Here is a 15,645-nt window from a genome sequence, read left to right on the forward strand (position 1 = left end):
GCGCCACTGCGCACGACGGAGCCGAGCGTCAGCGAGGCGCAGTCGTGAGCAAGTACGCCCACGTGCGCACCCTGATCCTGTTGCGCCACGGGCAAACCGAATGGAATGCCGCCGACCGGATGCAGGGCCAGATCGACACCGATCTCACCGAACTCGGCCGCCGTCAGGCGAAAGAGGCTGCGCGCGAACTTGTTTCGCGCAATGCGATCGCCATCATCGCCTCGGACCTGCGCCGTGCCTTCGAGACCGCTTCCGCGCTGGCCGATCACACCTCACTCGAGGTGGTGCCCGATCCGCGGCTGCGCGAAACCGATCTCGGCGACTGGGAAGGCTTGACCCACCTCGAGGTCGACGCCGACTACCCGGGCGCGCGCCAGGCCTGGCGGCTCGACGCCACCTACCGGCCACCCAACGGGGAGAGCAAACTCGAGGTCGGCGCGCGGTCGCTGCCGGTGGTGCGGGAACTGCTTGTCGAGCGGCAGGACTGGCCCGGCCGGACTATCATCCTGGTGGCGCACGGCGGGCTGATCGCTGGTCTCACGGCCGCGCTGCTCGATCTGCCGCCAGCGAACTGGCCCGTCCTCGGTGGACTGGCCAATACCAGCTGGGTGCAGCTCAGCAGTCACGGTCCGAGCATCGACCAGCCCGGCTGGCGCCTTGACGTGTGGAACGCATCGGCGAAGGTGGCCCCGGATGTCCTCTGAAGATCCGATTCGGCAGGTGCCGGATGAACTGTTCCGGAAGGCGTCGGCCAAACCGGAACGTTCCGTCCCGGACGCGCTGTTCGGCCCGCCCCCGGTACCCCCGGTGGTCGAGCCCGAGGCCGCTGAGTCGGGTACGGACGAGGGTGAAGCGCCGTCCGAACCTGAAGGTTCCGCTCCCGCCAGTTCGGTGGATCCACCTCCTGAACGGTTGACGCCGGTCGGTGAATCTTCCGCACCGGCCGCGGCTGGACGCGAATCAGGCGTTGCCGCAGCTGGTTCCGTCGCGGAAGCGCCCGCAGCCGAGTTACCTGCTGTCGGTGCGATCGCTGATTCGGTTTCCGCTGACTCGGCCGAAGCGGTCGAATCCGCTGTCGGCGTTGGCTCCTCGCAGGCAAGGGCGGAGTCCACCTCTCCGGCAGTCGGTTCCGGTGCTCCGGCCACCGAGACTGCCGCCGGGATCGGCTCTACGACATCCGAGTCCGCGTCTGTAGCTGTGGGTTCGGTCGCTGCGGCAGGACAATCGGCCGGAGCCGTCGAGTCGGCTGTGCCCACATCTGGTGCCCCGGCCGTGGAATCTGCTGTCGGCTCAGCGTCAGCTGAGGGCGGATCCGCCTCTGCCGCCGCAGATTCCAGCGCTTCGGCTGGCGCGTCGCCCTCGGGACGGCCCGTGCTGCTGGTGATCGCGGATTCGTTGTCCTACTTCGGGCCCAAAGGTGGGTTGGCTGCTGATCACCCGCGGATCTGGCCGAACCTTGTTGGGGCCGAGCTGGATTGGGATGTCGAGTTGGTCGGGCGAATTGGTTGGACCTGCCGGGACGCGTACTGGGCGTTGATCGGTGATCCGCGGGTGTGGGCGGCGGTGCCGCGCGCCGGTGCGGTGGTGTTCGCCGTCGGCGGCATGGACTCGCTGCCCTCGCCGCTGCCGACCGCACTCCGTGAGCTGATCCGCTACGTGCGTCCGCCTGCCCTGCGCCGCGGCGTCCGCGCCACCTACGGCTGGCTGCAGCCCAAGCTCTCGAAACTCGGTCGCCCCGTTGCGCTTCCGCCGAAGGTGAGCGTGGACTACCTGGAGCAGTCGCGAGAAGCGTTGGCGCACTTGCGTCCCGACCTGCCGTTCGTCGCGGTGCTTCCGTCCGTACACAATTGCGACGCGTATGGGCGCGTGCATTCCGGACGCGAGCGCGCGGTCAAGGCGCTGCGCGCGTGGTCGGCGCGCACCGCCGTGCCGCTGGTCGATCTCGGTGAAGCGGTGCGCGACAACATCTTCTCCGGCGACGCGAACCCGGACGGTATCCACTGGGGCTGGGCCGGGCATACCGCGGTGGCCAACGCGATGGTGAAGACCCTGCAGGAGGTTCGGTAGTCCGTGGCCGTCGTGGTCGTGACAGATTCGTCCGCCAGCCTCCCTGCCGAACTCGCCGCCGAGCTCGATATCGCCGTCGTACCACTGCATGTCCTGATCGGTGACCGCGCGATCCGCGAGGGCGTCGACCCCGTCGACATCGACTACGCCGCGGACACGGTGACCACCTCGGCCGCGTCGCCGGGCGAGCTGCGCGCTGTCTACGAACAGGCATGGGAGCTCAGCGGCGGCGATGGTGTTGTCGCGGTGCATATTTCGCGCCAACTCTCCGGAACATGGGAGGCGGGCAGACAGGCCGTCCGCGACATGGATGCCGCCGATCGGGTGCGCCTCGTCGATTCGCTCGGCGCGGGCCTGGCCACCGGGCTGCCGGTGCTTGCCGCCGCACGCCGTGCCCAGGGCGGAGCGTCGCTGGACGTCGTCTACGACACCGCGGTCGCCGCGTCGAGCCGAGCGCGCACATTCATCCTGGTCAACCGCACCGAACAGTTGCGCCGCGGCGGTCGACTGAGCGCCGCCGCCGCCTTCTTCGGCAGCGAACTGGTCACCAAACCCCTGCTGCAGATCGTCGAGGGCCGCCTCGAACTCCGCGAGAAGGTCCGCACCCGCTCCAAGGCATTCGCGAAACTCGTTGCGGCAGCGGTCGATGCGGCAGGCGAGGACGGCGCCGCCGTCGCCGTCCAGCACCTCGGCGCCGAAGACGCAGCCCAAACCGTCGCCACCCAACTCCGCGACCTGATCCCCGGCATCCGCGAACTCATCATCGCCGAATTCGGCCCCGCCCTGGGAGTCCACCTAGGAGTAGGCGCAGTAGGCGTCCTAGTCCTCCCCGGCGGCTGCACCTAACCCTTCTCGTCGCGCCGAACGGGACATAGCGGCGGCAAAGTCCGAGTAGCCGCCGCCATCATGTCCCGTTCGGCGGCCATCTGTCGGGGTGAGTGGACGGTTGCGTCGAGCGGGACATGGTGGCGGCAAACGCCGAGTAGTCGCCGCCCTCATGTCCCGTTCGGCGACCATCTGTCGGGGTGAGTGGACGTGGTTGCGTCGAGCGGGACATGGTGGCGGCAAACGTCGAGTAGTCGCCGCCCTCATGTCCCGTTCGGCGACCATCCGCCGCGGCGAACGGGGCGTGGTGGCTGCAGAGTGTGGCAACGTGTGAGAAATGGTCTCCGAAGTGTGCCACTTACGGGGATGGCCGGGTGACCGTCGTGGTCGTGAGCGGACTCGACTGCGTCGAAACGTGAGTTGCGCCGTGGTCACGCGTCGTTTGGGGGATATCGGGCTTGGTCAGTGGGCGAATTGCTGCGGTGAAGTGTGGCAAGGAGTCTCGGTGGAGTGTCACTGAAGGCGATGCCAGGGCTATCGCTGTAGGGAGTGGACGTGGTTGCGTCGAGCGGGACATGGTGGCGGAGAAGTGCGAGTAGGGCCGCCGTCATGTCCCGTTGGGCGGTCACCTGCTGAGGTGAGTGGCGTTTGGCGCCGGTTAGGTGTGGCGAGGGGTCTCGGTGGAGTGTCACTGAAGGCGATGCCAGGGCGATAGCCGTAGGGAGTGGACGTGGGTGCGCCGAACGGGACATGGTGGCGGCAAAGTGCGAGTAGTCGCCGCCCTCATGTCCCGTTCGGCGGCCATCTGCCGCGGGGAGTGGGCGTGGTTGCTTCGAATGAGACGTGGTGGCGGAGAAGTGCGAGTGGGGCCGCCGTCATGTCCCGTTGGGGTGGATGGTGGTCTGTACTTGAGTAGTACATGGGGGCGGCGGAGTATGGGAAGGGGGTGTGCTGCTCGCGGGTGATGGTGGGGCAGCAATCTTGGTGAGTGGAAGGGGGGTGTGGGGCGGGGGTGGTGGTTAAGGTCGCGGGGTGGCGAGTTCTGCGGAGCAGTCGGTTCGGTCGGTGTTGCGGGTGGTTGCGGTCGAGTGGGGGCATTCGGACGCGGAGGTGTTGCGGGCGGAGATGACGGCGGAGGTGGGGCCGCGATATGCGTACCTGGCCAAGACGCTGCGGGTGAATCCGAATGCGATAGATCCAGTGACGGTGCATCGGACGTTCGTTGTGTATGCGGGGGAGCCGGTCGGGCATGCGGCGGTGCGCTGGAACGCGGGTGAGCTCGAGCTCAAGCGTATGTACGTTCGGCCCGGCTATCGGGGGTCCGGTGTCGCGCCGCTGTTGCTCGATGCGGCGGAAGATGCTGTGCGCGAACGAGGTTTACCGCGGTTGATTCTGCAGACCGGTCATCTGCAGCCGGAGGCCGTGCGGTTCTACGAACGCAGCGGATACCACCGGATTCCGATCTTCTCGCCGTACGAGAGCCTGCCGTTGTCGAACTGTTTCGCCAAGGATCTGCCGCAAGGGCCCGATCAGCCCGCCGTGGAAGCGGATTGACGGAGGGTGCGGGCGCCGATACGGACGGCATCCCAGTCCGTCTCGGGTCGCCGCTCCATGGCCTGCGCCAGCCAGTGCGCCCGATCCTGTTGCTCGTGGTCGAACAGGGCGAGGTCGATCTCGATACCCGCTGGCGGACCGGATGATTCGAACTCGCGAATCCGGTCCTTCATCGCGGTCATCAGGGTGTGATCGAATTCGATGACGGCCGTGCGGAATTCGTCGGTCGGCATGCTGACCCGGCCGGTCGGGGGACCGGTGAACTCCATTTCGCGCTCCGGATCCGTCGGGTAACGCCAAGCGACGGTGACGGTATCGGTACTGCCGTTGACCGTGCGCCACCACCGCACGCGCGGGCCGAACCACAGGTACCCGGTGTCGAGGGTGCGCTCGCCGTACCAGGTCGACGCGGCATGGACCTCGGGTGTCTCGGTCCATGACCAGTCCGTCGATTCGGCGGCGACGAAGTCGATCAGGTCGCCGGGCACCGGCTCGAGGGCGCTCGGTAGCAACGCCAGTACGTCCTCCCAAAGGCGGGCGACGTAGTACTCCACGTAGCAGTCGTACGGCGTCTCTTGGTGACCGGCTTGGGTCCGCAGTAGTCGGGTCGAACGCTCGGAAAGACGCAGCAGCTCATGGCCGCCGAGGTCGATGTAGTACCAGCCTTCGGTGAGCGCGAACCAGTGCAGAGTCCGGTGCTGTTCTCCCCACGGCTCGACTCGGCCCAGTGGCGTCAGGCCGAAACGGAATCGGATCACCGGCCAAGTTTTGCACTTCGCAGTGCGCCACGCCCGCCGACCGATCTGTGCGCCCTCGGCGAGTTGTCCACACCCGCACAGTTATCAACAGGACGAATGAATTCCCTGGTCGGCCAAGATCTTTCGCCGCCGACCAGAACTACCGTCACCCCCATGTCACGACAGGACGAACGCGAGCGGATACAGCGACGGCTGAGCGCACTGACCAGCCGCGTAGGTGCCAGCCGGACGGGAATCGCGGGCGCAGCCGAAGCCGCACATCCCCTCGGCGGTCGCCGCGCGCATCGGGCGAGTGCGCTGCCCGCAGCAGCTCGGGGACTCGGGGATCCGGCGCGGGTGCGACGGAAAGAAGATCCAGTGCAGATGACGCATACCCGCTCGTCGGTAGGTCTGGCGCAAGGCGCGGATTGGCAGTCCACTGAGCCGGGCTCCAGCATGAGCCTAGTACTGCCCGAAATCGCGAGGTCGCTAGTAAGGACCGAGTCTTCGGTGGCTACCGCACAGGGCGCGGATGGGCGATCGGGTGAGCCGAATGCCGGAGCGAGCCAAGTACTCCCCGGTAGTTCGGAGCCACGGACACGCGGTGAGCTGTCGGGGGCTGCCGTGCGCGGTGTCGATCAGCGGTCGGACGAACTGGATTCGATTGCGAGCCAGATTGTCTCGGAAAACCCGGCACTGCGGGTACCTGCGGGATCCTCGGGAGATGCGTTGCTTAGCGGGTCGAATTCGATTGTGCACCAGTCAGTCTCGGCAGCAGAGGCGTCGATGGCGCCCGCCGATACGTCAGCGGATGCCGTGCTGCGCGCGGCTCGGCGGTTGGTGGGCTCGGGTGTTAGCCCCGTCGTGGATAACGTGCCGTCGAGGACACCCGCCGAGGACCCGGCGAATGCTGTCCTCAGCGCGGATCGGTGGTCGGGTTCCGCGGGAAAGTCGGTGCCGTCGATAGACGCCGCGTCGCAGCGGCGAGCCGGGTCGTCGGTGGATGGTGTGCTCGGTGTTGATCGGCGACGGGGTGAGGTGAGTTCGGAGGGCTTAGCGCTCTCCCAGTCGGCGGGATTGCCGGTTGTCCCCGGGTCGTCGGTGGATCGGCGGACGGGTGTGGCGGGTTCGGGTGTCAGCCCGGTGGTCTCGGCGGGAGCAGTGTCGTGGGCGCAGGCTGAGGCGTCGGAGGGTGGTGTGCTCAGCGCGGATCGGTGGTCGGGTTCCGCGGGAAAGTCGGTGCCGTCGATAGACGCCGCGTCGCAGCGGCGAGCCGGGTCGTCGGTGGATGGTGTGCTCAGTGTTGATCGGCGACGGGGTGAGGTGGGTTCAGAAGCCTCTGTGCTCTCTGAGTCGGCGGGATTGCCGGTTGTCCCCGGGTCGTTGGTGGATCGGCGGACGGGTGTGGCGGGTTCGGGTGTCAGCCCGGTGGTCTCGGCGGGAGCAGTGTCGTGGGCGCAGGCTGAGGCGTCGGAGGGTGGTGTGCTCCGCGCGGACCGGTGGTCGGGTTCGGCGGGGAAGTCGGTGCTGTCGGTGGGCGGCGCGTCGCAGGGGCGAGCCGGGTCGTCGGTGGATGGTGTGCTCAGTGTTGATCGGCCATGGGGTGAGGTGGGTTCAGAAGCCTCGGTGTTCTCTGAGTCGGCAGGTTTGCCGGTTGTCCCCGGGTCGTTGGTGGATCGGCGGACGGGTGTGGCGGGTTCGGGTGTCAGCTCGGTGGTCTCGGCGGGAGCAGCGTCGTGGGCGCAGGTTGAGGCGTCGGAGGCTGTTGTGCTCAGCGTTGATCGGCGATCGGGTGTGGTGGGTTCAGGTGTTAGCCCGGTGGTATCCGCGGGTGCGGCGTCTCGGGTGCATGGCGAGGGGTCGGAGGGGGCTGTGGTCGGCGCGGATCGGTGGTCGGGGGCGGGGAGGGCGGGGGTGAGTGGGGTGGCTTCGCGTTCGGGGCGGTGGGATCTTGTGCAGTTGCCTTCTAGGGCTGAGGTCGGGGGCGGTGGTGCGGGGGAAGATGGGGTCGGAGAGGTGCGTTCGCCGGCGTGGTTGGATGAGCCTGCTGGGGGTGGGGGATGGCGGGATCGGCTTGTGCCGGAGCGGTTTCGGGGGATTCGGGTTGATCCGGGGCGGCGGGGTGTGTGCGCGTTGCTGGTTGTTGGGGTGGTGGCGATGGCGGTGGCTGCTGTCGTCTTGTTTCGTGAGCGGCCGGTTGCTCGACCGGTGCCGCCGCTGGCTGCCGTGCGGACGACCACGACTCCTGCTGTTGCGCGGATGTCGAGTGCGGTGCCGCCGAGTGCGGCCGGATCGCCTGGCGCGGCACCCGCATCGCCTGGCGCGGCACCCCTACCGGCCGAGCCGGGCGCGGCATCTGGCGCCGAATTGGTGGTCAGTGTCGTCGGGTTGGTGCACCGGACCGGGTTGGTGCGGTTGCCTGCGGGATCGCGCGTCGCCGATGCCCTGGTGGCGGCAGGTGGTGCGCAGGATGGCGCTGACCTTGCCGGACTCAACCTGGCGCAGCGGCTACTCGATGGTGACCAGGTGCTCGTCGGACCATCGGGACCGAACCCGGGCCCACCGCAACTCGGCAGCGCGACAATCAACGCGGGCGGCCGCAGCCCGGCCGCACCGTCCGGATCCGCCCATCCGACAGCCCCTTCGGGCCGTGTCGACCTCAACACCGCCACAGCGTCCGAACTCGAGGCCCTCCCCGGCATCGGCCCGGTAACCGCCAAGGCCATCGTCGCCTGGCGCACCGCGCACGGCCGCTTCACCGACATCACCCAACTCGGCCAGATCGACGGCATCGGTCCCGCCCGCCTGGCCCGGCTGCGCGAGCTGGTGAAGGTATGAGGTCCGAAGGTGACGATCCGGAGCGCGATGAGGCCGACGGCGAACCGCAGGTGCTCGATGCCCGGTTGTTGCCCGCGGCGTTGTGCTGTTGGGCGGCAACGATTGTCGCGGTGACGGCGGGGTGGTTGGCGGGGTTGTTGCTTGCCGCGGCGTTAGTGGTGCTGGCGATCGGCTTGTGGGTGTTGCTGCTGTGGGCGATCGCGCATCGGGCGGAACGGCGGCGGGCCGTGGCGATCGTTGCGCTAGCGGCGGTACTGCTGGCAGCCGGGTTCGCGGTGGCTGCGGCGTGGCGGGAGCATCGGGTGGCGACGCATCCACTGCGGGCGGCGTCGGGGCTGTCGCTGCGTGTGGTGATGACACCGAGCGGAGATCCGAAGCCAGTGCGTGGCACCTCATTTGGCGGCAACCGGTGGGTTGTGCGGGGCAGTCTGAACGAGTATCAGTTCGGCGAAACGACGGTGCGGGTCGGTGGGGCGGTAGTGGTTCTGGCGTCCGGCGACGGATGGGCCGAACTGTCGCCAGGACAGGCGATCGAGTTCCAGGCGCGGGCGGATCTGCCCCGAGGTCGCGATCTCACCGTGGCGACACTGCGGGCGCAGGGAGCGCCGAAGGTTGTCGGTGCGTTGCCGTGGTGGCAGCGCGTAGCCCGTTCGGTGCGTACGGATTTCGCGACCGCAACATCCCGGGCATTGCCCGCTGAACCGGCCGGACTGTTGCCCGCACTGGTCGACGGGGACACCTCCGCGCTACCCGATGATCTTCGCGAAGAGTTCGAAATCGCAGGCCTGGAACACCTTTGCGTGGTCAGCGGCGCCAATTTCACGATTCTGCTCGGCGCGGTGCTCTTAGCGGTGCGGGTGCTGACCCTCGGTCCGCGCACCGGAGCGGTGGTCGCGGGGGCGGCGCTGGTGATGTTCGTGATCGTCGCACGGCCTGACCCGAGCGTGCTGCGGGCCGGAGCGATGGGCGCGATCACCTTGCTGGCCTTGGTGACCGGGCGTCGGAAACAGGCGCTACCCGCTCTCTGCGCGGCGGTCATCGGCCTGCTCGCCGTGTGGCCTGCGCTCGCGGTTTCCGCTGGCTTCGCTTTGTCGGCGTGCGCGACCGCCGGATTGATCCTGCTGGCACCGAGTTGGGCGGACTGGCTGCGGGCGCAGGGTTGGCGGCACATGCCTGCCGAGATCGTCGCGGTGGCAGTCGGCGCGTTCATCATCACCACGCCGCTGGTGGTCGCCTTGGACGGGAAGCTCAGCCTGGTCGCGATTGTCGCGAATGTTCTTGTGGAGCCGGTGATCGCGCCGATCACGGTGATCGGCGCGATCGGCGCGGTGCTGGCCTGCGTCTGGTCGCCGTTGGCCGAGCTCGTAGTGCATTGTGTAATACCGCCGATGTGGTGGTTGCTGTTCGTCGCCGAACACATGGCCGATGTGCCCGGCTCATCCATCGAGGTGCCCAGCGGAACGCTCGGCGGACTGATCGCCTTCGTGGTGGTCTCGACGGGCATCCTCGTGTTGCGCTTCGCAGCGATGCGCAGGGTGATCCTGACCGTGGCCTTCGGCGTGGCGGCGGTGTTCATCCCGGTGCGGATCTGGCATCCCGGATGGCCGCCGACCGGCTGGGTGCTGGCCGCCTGTGATGTGGGGCAGGGGGATGGGCTCGCCTTATCGGTCGGTGACGGCACAGCGGTAGTGATCGATGTCGGGCCAGAACCGCGTCCGATCCGAAATTGCTTGGACCGCTTGCATATCTCGCGGATCGCGCTGCTGGTGTTGACTCATCCCCATGCTGATCACATCGGCGGCATCAGCGGCGCGCTGGACGGGCGTGCCGTGGACGCGGTGGCGGTCGGTCTGCATGAGCTCGATGGGTTGACGCCCAGCGCTGGTACGTCGGTGGGCGAGGATGCGCAGTCGGACCAGGCTGCGCAATCGCGTTCCACCTCGGAGGTCGGGCGTGCGTTCGGGACCGGATCGACAAGTGGTGAGTGCGGATTGCCCGCCGCTCAGCATGATTCGGCGCGTAGTGAGAATGGTTCTGCGAGTGGCGGATCCGGGTCGGCGGACGAGCATTGCGAGCCGACCAGCAATTCGTGCAAGCCGACCGACAAGCGATGCACGTCGCCACTCGACCGATCGTCGGCGAATGACTCGCATGGGGCGGCTGCGCGACGTGGACCGCGGGTAGAGGGGCTGGCGCATGTCGTGGAGGTTGCCGGAGAGGCTGGAATCCCACTTCTGGAGCTGTCGGCCGGACAGGTATTCCGTTTCGGCACAGTCGAATTGGAGGTACTCGCGCCCGAGATCGATGGACCGCGGCCCACTCCCGGCGCCGAAGCCGACGACGCCAACGATCGTTCGATTGTTATCGCCGCGACCACGCCCGCAGGGCGCATCCTGCTCACCGGTGACATCGAGGCTTCCGCGCAACGCGCGCTACTGCAGACCGGCACCTCGCTGCAGGCAGATGTTTTGAAGCTCCCACATCACGGATCACGAACCACCACAACAGAATTCCTCGCCGCCGTCCACCCGCGGCTCGCCGTGGTCAGTGTCGGCGCCGACAACACCTTCGGTCACCCGAATGTCAGCGTTCTCACGGAGCTGTCCACCCTCGGCACCACCGTGGCACGCACCGACCAACGCGGTGATGTGCTGGTACTGGGCGACGGGCAATCACTCCGCCTAGTGACCTCCCGATGAAGTCACCCGACCAGCTGCTGTGGCCGCCGCGTACGCATGTGGGAGAACGCTTCGACCGGCTCGATACCGAGTTGACCTGGCGCGTTGTAGACGCGAGTTGCCGAGTTCTGCGCGGGGCTCGGTGAACACGCGGAACCTGCGGGGCGGGTCTGTCGGTGGGGGACCGTAGGATGCCTGCCGTGACCGAGCCCAGCGAGCGTCAGCGAGTGGACCATCGATACGGCGTGCCTTCGCCCGTGGCGGAGGCGAACGTCGGCGAGGTGGCGTCATGACCGAGCGGCCCGCGCTGCACCTGGTACTCGGTGACGAAGAACTGCTCGTCGAACGTGCGGTGGGGGAAGTCACCGCGCAGGTGCGCGCGCTCGCGCCGGATGCCGAGGCGGTGCCGGTCGATCGGATGCGGGCAGGTGACGCGAGCACCGCGGAGCTGGCCGAGTTGTTGAGTCCGTCGCTGTTCGCCGAGGACCGGGTGATCATCCTGGAGTCGGCGGCCGAGGCGGGCAAGGACGCGGTCGCGGTGATCACCGCCGCCGCGGGTGACCCGCCCGAGGGTGTGGTGCTGGTAGTGCTGCATTCGGGGGGTGGACGAGCAAAGGCATTGGTGCCCGCGCTGCAGAAAGCCGGTGCGGTGGTGCACGATTGCGCCAAGCTCACCAAGTCGGCTGAGCGCGTGGAATTCGTGCGCGGTGAGTTCCGGACCGCCGGGGTGCGCGTCGCGGGCGACGTCGTGCAGGCGATGTTGGAGTCGGTCGGGTCCGACCTGCGCGAACTCGCCGCCGCCTGTTCGCAACTCGCCTCCGACACGGGCGGCAAGATCGACGTCGCCGCCGTGCACCGCTACTACTCCGGCAAGGCCGAGGTCTCCGGTTTCGACGTGGCCGAGCTCGCCGTCACGGGCGACCGCCCCGGCGCGATGGAGGCGCTGCGCTGGGCGAACGACCGCGGCGTCCCGCACGTGCTGCTCGCCGACGCCCTCGCCGATTCCGTGCACACCATCGCCCGAGTCGGCTCAGCGGGCCGCGGCGACCCGTTCAAACTCGCCCAGCAACTCGGCATGCCGCCCTGGAAGGTCAAAAAGGCCCAAGCCCAGGCCCGCAACTGGACCCCAACCACCATCGGCTCCGCCCTCCAGGTAGTCGCGGCGCTGAACGCCGACGTAAAAGGCGGCGCCGCCGACGCCAACTACGCCCTAGAACACGCCCTCACCCAAATCCTCGACCTACACTCCGCGGGCTGATCGCGGCCCAACGTCGAACTGTACGAAATCGACTGGGCCGCACAGGAGTTGAACGGGTAACGGGGGGACTGGTCGGCTCGCCCAGCCACTGGGCCACCAGTAGGCCTTACCCTCGGAATATAAGCGTGGACCCGATTTTCGGAAGGCCTGACCGGTCAAATTGGGCATCGCGGGGGTGTGACCAGACACTGATCCCCCTGCACACCACGAAACTGTCATCGTCGGAGTTCAGCGCGAGACACCACATCTTCGCCGCATGCCGCTCGGGAACGTCGGCGAACTCGAGAATATCCGCGGCTCGAGGGCCGTCCGCGACAAAGATATGGAGCCTTTCATACACAGTTTTGAGCTTCATACCCAAAACGCCGGTGAACCAGATCTCAATGAAGTCGTCGTTGGATCCAGCATCGACAGTCCGGAACGAAAGCTCCGAGTGGCCGACTCTGTATTGCCATGGCCGGAACCTACGGTCGAAGGAGAGGGGGAGGCCCGCGCTCGGCCCCTCCTCACCTTTCGGTGAACCGGTTATCAACAGGGCTCCCATCTCGGTGGAACGTAACTCGCGACCAACGCGAGCGTATGTCGGCGACGATACCGACTGACCCGTTGGGGCACAGGGGCTTTCGCGCTCCAAGCGTATGGGGAATCCGTGGTTCCAACGCCGTTTCGCTTGCCCAGAGTTTCCGGGGCGCCGGTTCAGTGGGTACAACGGTCGTGTAACGACCAGATAGAAAGTTCGAGGACCGCTGTGAACGATCGCATACAGGGTCATCAGCCGCACATAAATCTATCCGCCGAAGATCCTCGGTTGAGCGTGCGAGTGGCCGACCAGCGTGATCTGCAACGCCTGCAAGATGAGGCGATGGCGCTACATCTGGCCGCATGGAGCTCGAATAATGCCCTCGCCCATCAGGTCTCGGCCGACTCGGTAGCGTTCCTGTGCCCGGTGTTTCGAAACGGCGCACCGGTGGATGAACCCGAATCCTATCGGTGCTACATCTGGTTCGTGGAGCGTCCCGAAGCGTCCCACGGAACCGGAGAGCGCGGGGCGGTGTCTCTGATGGATGTCACCGTGGAGTCCTTCGAGTCGCTACGTGAAGTAACGGACCCGGTACGACTCACCGCCATCGTCCGCTACTTATTCGACAGCCACCCGCCGACCGCGTTGGATTGACCAGCTATGCGTTGCTGCCGATGCGCGCGGTATAGCGATCCGCGACCGGATTCGTCAGCGATATCGTGCGCGGGCTGACGGGACGTGCATTGGCTGTCTGTTGGCCTATTCGGTTGGTGATGCTGAATGTGTGCTCTGACACATGTGGTGGAGAACTCAGTGGTGGGGATCGCGGGATCGTTCGGATGTGGGTGGTTTCTGTGTTCGGTGGGATACCGGTGTTAAATCGCAACGTCAGGTGAGGTTTGTCCGGTATCTGTGGGGTGGTGGGGAACGTTCTTTGTGCGGCCTGGATGGCGGTTTCGCCCGGGATTTAGCCAATTGCTGACTATTCACTTCATGTCAAACTGGAATTGGTTATGGACGAGAGAAATGCGCCGGGGTTTCCGGTTGATGATTCCCGGCGGGACCGTGCGTGGCACGTTCGACGGCGGCGGAGTGGCGCCCGTCGGAGGGCGGAGCGGCGGGTGGGGCGGACCTTGCTGAAAGTGGTGGTTGGGGGATTGTCGATAGTGGTGTTGGTTGGCACCGCTGTTGGGTTTGCGACGGAGGGGCGGTTCGACAGGGGATTCACCAGATCGGCGGCGTTGGGGGTGGATGCGCCTCGATCGTTGGCGGGGGACGTGAATGTTCTGTTGATCGGGCTGGACACTCGCAAGGATCAGGATGGGAATGATCTGCCGAAGGAGATCCTTGATCAGTTGCATGCGGGGGACGGTGAAGAGGGCGGGTACAACGCGAATACGCTGATTCTGGTTCATATTCCGGCGGATATGAAAAAGATTGTTGCGGTGTCGATTCCGCGTGACGATTACGTCAAGGTGTCCGGCATTCCCGGCTACACCAACGTGAAAATCAAGGAAGCGTATGGCCTGAAGAAGGCAGCCGTGCAGGATCAGCTGATCAGTCAAGGCGTGACCGACAGCAAGGCGTTGGAGCGGGCGGGGCGCGAGGCGGGACGGGCTTCGATTGTGCAGGCGGTTCGGGATCTGACCGGGGTGCCGATCGATCGGTTCGGCGAGGTCACGCTGGCGGGCTTCTACGACTTGGCCAAGGCGCTCGGCGGTGTAGAGGTGTGTCTCAACAAGCCGGTGAACGACAGCTACTACTCCGGTGCCGATTTCCCGGCGGGTAGGCAGCGGCTCGATCCGGCCCAGTCGCTGGCGTTTGTCCGGCAGCGGCACGGCTTGACGAACGGCGATCTCGATCGGACCCACCGTCAGCAGGCATTTCTCACCTCGGTGGCGCTCGATCTGCGGCAGGCGGGCACGTTCACCGATGTCGGCAAGCTGTCCGCGCTGATGGACGTCGCGCACCGCAATATCGTGCTGTCCGACGGCTGGAACATCACCGACTTCCTGCGCACCCTCGGCTCGTCCGAGAGCCCTGCCGTCGAATTCCGCACTCTTCCGGTGCTTCGCTACGACAACATCAACGGTCAGGACGTCAATATCATCGACCCCGCGGCCATCCGCCGCGAGGTGCGCGCCGCGTTCGGCGACCCGGATCCCACTGTCGCACTGTTCAATCCGGCCCACCCGCAGACGCTGTCAACCACCGATCCGCAGGCTGGATCCGCAATGCCGACACCGGATGTCGGAAAGCCGGTCGACGCCACCATTACCGGCGACACCATCCCCTGCGTCAACTGACCTGCTGGAAAGCGTTGTACCAGAATCGATCTCGCGGCGGTGAGCGCGTTGGGCAGTGGTGATCGGCACGCCCCGACCCGTGGTCAGCGCAAATCTCGACCGAAGTATCGACTCTCGGGCATGCCGAGGTAAATACCGAAACCGGGGATCGCCAAGTAACCCGCGGAGACGTAAAGGGCGATGGCCTCCGGTTGCATAGCACCGGTCTCCAGAACCATCCGCCGCCGCCCGGCCGCCGCGGCGCTCTGCTCGACGGCGGCCAGTAGCTGCCTGGCCAGGCCGCGGCCGCGAACCTCGACGGCCACGTACATACGTTTGAGTTCGGCATCTCCGTCACGGAAGTGGGGCTCGTCGCTGTCGTGCGCACGCCAGCCAGCGCAGGCCACCGGAACGCCGTCGAGATAGCCGATCAGGAATGTACCGCGGGGTGGTTCGAACTCGGCTGGATCGGTCGGGCTCGCATCCGGCTCGCCGTAGCGCGCCACCAGGTCCTGCTGGATCGCCGCGATCAGCTTCCGCGCATCCGGACTGTCGTACGCCCGTGCCGCCAGATCCATATCGGCAAGACTAGCGAAACGGGTTGCGCAGTACCCGATCGAGCGCCGCGCTTGCCTGCTCAGCGGGCATCTCGCGGATCCTGCAAGCGGACGTGCTGTCGTTGCCATGAATCATGATGTCTACCAACGGATCCAGCGGACTCACGCCGGGCGCTCGGTGCGCCGATCCGGCCGATTCGCGCAGTTGCGTGATCAGCTCGGCGAGGGTGTATCGGCAGCGCGGTCGCGGGCTATCCACTGGGTCCTCCGCGTTCGGTGTTGTCACCGGTAAGGCCGGGGATTTCACCGCAATGCCGGAAAGGCAC

Annotated in this window: 14 protein-coding genes; 9 read left to right on the forward strand and 5 right to left on the reverse strand. The window is 66.7% G+C overall.

Going from position 1 to position 15,645, the window contains the following annotated elements:
- Positions 1-44 precede the first annotated feature (44 nt).
- The 4 genes from OG203_RS36600 (at position 45) to OG203_RS36615 (ending at position 4,446) form a co-directional block, all read left to right on the forward strand.
- Positions 45-704 carry a histidine phosphatase family protein gene (locus OG203_RS36600; RefSeq protein ID WP_405161771.1) on the forward strand — a complete coding sequence of 220 codons (660 nt, stop codon included), beginning with the start codon at positions 45-47 and terminating at the stop codon, positions 702-704.
- A 667-nt stretch (positions 705-1,371) separates the two neighbouring features.
- Complete coding sequence (gene octT / locus OG203_RS36605; protein ID WP_405161772.1) at positions 1,372-2,067, forward strand: diglucosylglycerate octanoyltransferase; 696 nt, start codon at positions 1,372-1,374, stop codon at positions 2,065-2,067.
- Positions 2,068-2,070: 3 nt separating this feature from the next.
- Complete coding sequence (locus OG203_RS36610) at positions 2,071-2,913, forward strand: DegV family protein (protein WP_405161773.1); 843 nt, start codon at positions 2,071-2,073, stop codon at positions 2,911-2,913.
- Positions 2,914-3,924: 1,011 nt separating this feature from the next.
- A complete protein-coding gene (locus OG203_RS36615) occupies positions 3,925-4,446 on the forward strand; it encodes a GNAT family N-acetyltransferase (protein ID WP_405161774.1) in 522 nt (173 codons plus the stop codon).
- Here the strand turns inward: OG203_RS36615 and OG203_RS36620 are convergent.
- Together OG203_RS36620 and OG203_RS36625 are read right to left on the reverse strand one after the other, a co-directional pair.
- Positions 4,422-5,204 carry a DUF5984 family protein gene (locus OG203_RS36620; RefSeq protein ID WP_405161775.1) on the reverse strand — a complete coding sequence of 261 codons (783 nt, stop codon included), beginning with the start codon at positions 5,202-5,204 and terminating at the stop codon, positions 4,422-4,424. The genes OG203_RS36615 and OG203_RS36620 overlap by 25 nt on opposite strands.
- A 156-nt stretch (positions 5,205-5,360) precedes the next feature.
- A complete protein-coding gene (locus tag OG203_RS36625) occupies positions 5,361-5,576 on the reverse strand; it encodes a hypothetical protein (RefSeq protein WP_405161776.1) in 216 nt (71 codons plus the stop codon).
- 1,764 nt (positions 5,577-7,340) lie between these two features.
- On the opposite strand from OG203_RS36625, the gene OG203_RS36630 reads away from it, so the two are divergent.
- The 3 genes from OG203_RS36630 (at position 7,341) to holA (ending at position 11,957) form a co-directional block, all read left to right on the forward strand.
- Positions 7,341-8,021 carry a helix-hairpin-helix domain-containing protein gene (locus tag OG203_RS36630; RefSeq protein WP_405161777.1) on the forward strand — a complete coding sequence of 227 codons (681 nt, stop codon included), beginning with the start codon at positions 7,341-7,343 and terminating at the stop codon, positions 8,019-8,021.
- Positions 8,018-10,720: a ComEC/Rec2 family competence protein gene (locus OG203_RS36635; protein WP_405161778.1), complete on the forward strand. Its 2,703-nt coding sequence runs from the start codon at positions 8,018-8,020 to the stop codon at positions 10,718-10,720. Before OG203_RS36630 ends, OG203_RS36635 begins: the two co-directional genes overlap by 4 nt.
- 268 nt (positions 10,721-10,988) lie before the next feature.
- Positions 10,989-11,957, forward strand: coding sequence for a DNA polymerase III subunit delta (gene holA / locus OG203_RS36640; protein WP_405161779.1), 969 nt, complete (start codon positions 10,989-10,991; stop codon positions 11,955-11,957).
- A 106-nt stretch (positions 11,958-12,063) separates the two neighbouring features.
- On the opposite strand, the gene OG203_RS36645 is transcribed toward holA, so the two are convergent.
- Positions 12,064-12,501, reverse strand: a complete 438-nt coding sequence (locus OG203_RS36645) for a hypothetical protein (RefSeq protein ID WP_405161780.1) — start codon at positions 12,499-12,501, stop codon at positions 12,064-12,066.
- Between the two features lie 276 nt (positions 12,502-12,777).
- Between OG203_RS36645 and OG203_RS36650 the strand changes: the two genes are divergently transcribed.
- Positions 12,778-13,131 carry a hypothetical protein gene (locus OG203_RS36650; protein ID WP_405161781.1) on the forward strand — a complete coding sequence of 118 codons (354 nt, stop codon included), beginning with the start codon at positions 12,778-12,780 and terminating at the stop codon, positions 13,129-13,131.
- A gap of 623 nt (positions 13,132-13,754) precedes the next feature.
- Complete coding sequence (locus OG203_RS36655) at positions 13,755-14,783, forward strand: LCP family protein (protein WP_405161782.1); 1,029 nt, start codon at positions 13,755-13,757, stop codon at positions 14,781-14,783.
- A gap of 83 nt (positions 14,784-14,866) precedes the next feature.
- Here the strand turns inward: OG203_RS36655 and OG203_RS36660 are convergent, their stop codons facing one another.
- Together OG203_RS36660 and OG203_RS36665 are read right to left on the reverse strand one after the other, a co-directional pair.
- Positions 14,867-15,340 (reverse strand): GNAT family N-acetyltransferase, encoded by a 474-nt coding sequence (locus OG203_RS36660; RefSeq protein WP_405161783.1) that lies wholly within the window; start codon positions 15,338-15,340, stop codon positions 14,867-14,869.
- A gap of 10 nt (positions 15,341-15,350) precedes the next feature.
- The gene (locus OG203_RS36665) at positions 15,351-15,578 is read right to left on the reverse strand and encodes a hypothetical protein (RefSeq protein WP_405161784.1); all 228 of its coding nucleotides are present in this window, start codon (positions 15,576-15,578) and stop codon (positions 15,351-15,353) included.
- Positions 15,579-15,645: the final 67 nt, after the last annotated feature.

This window comes from Nocardia sp. NBC_01499 (assembly GCF_045040275.1).
Lineage (GTDB): Bacteria > Actinomycetota > Actinomycetes > Mycobacteriales > Mycobacteriaceae > Nocardia.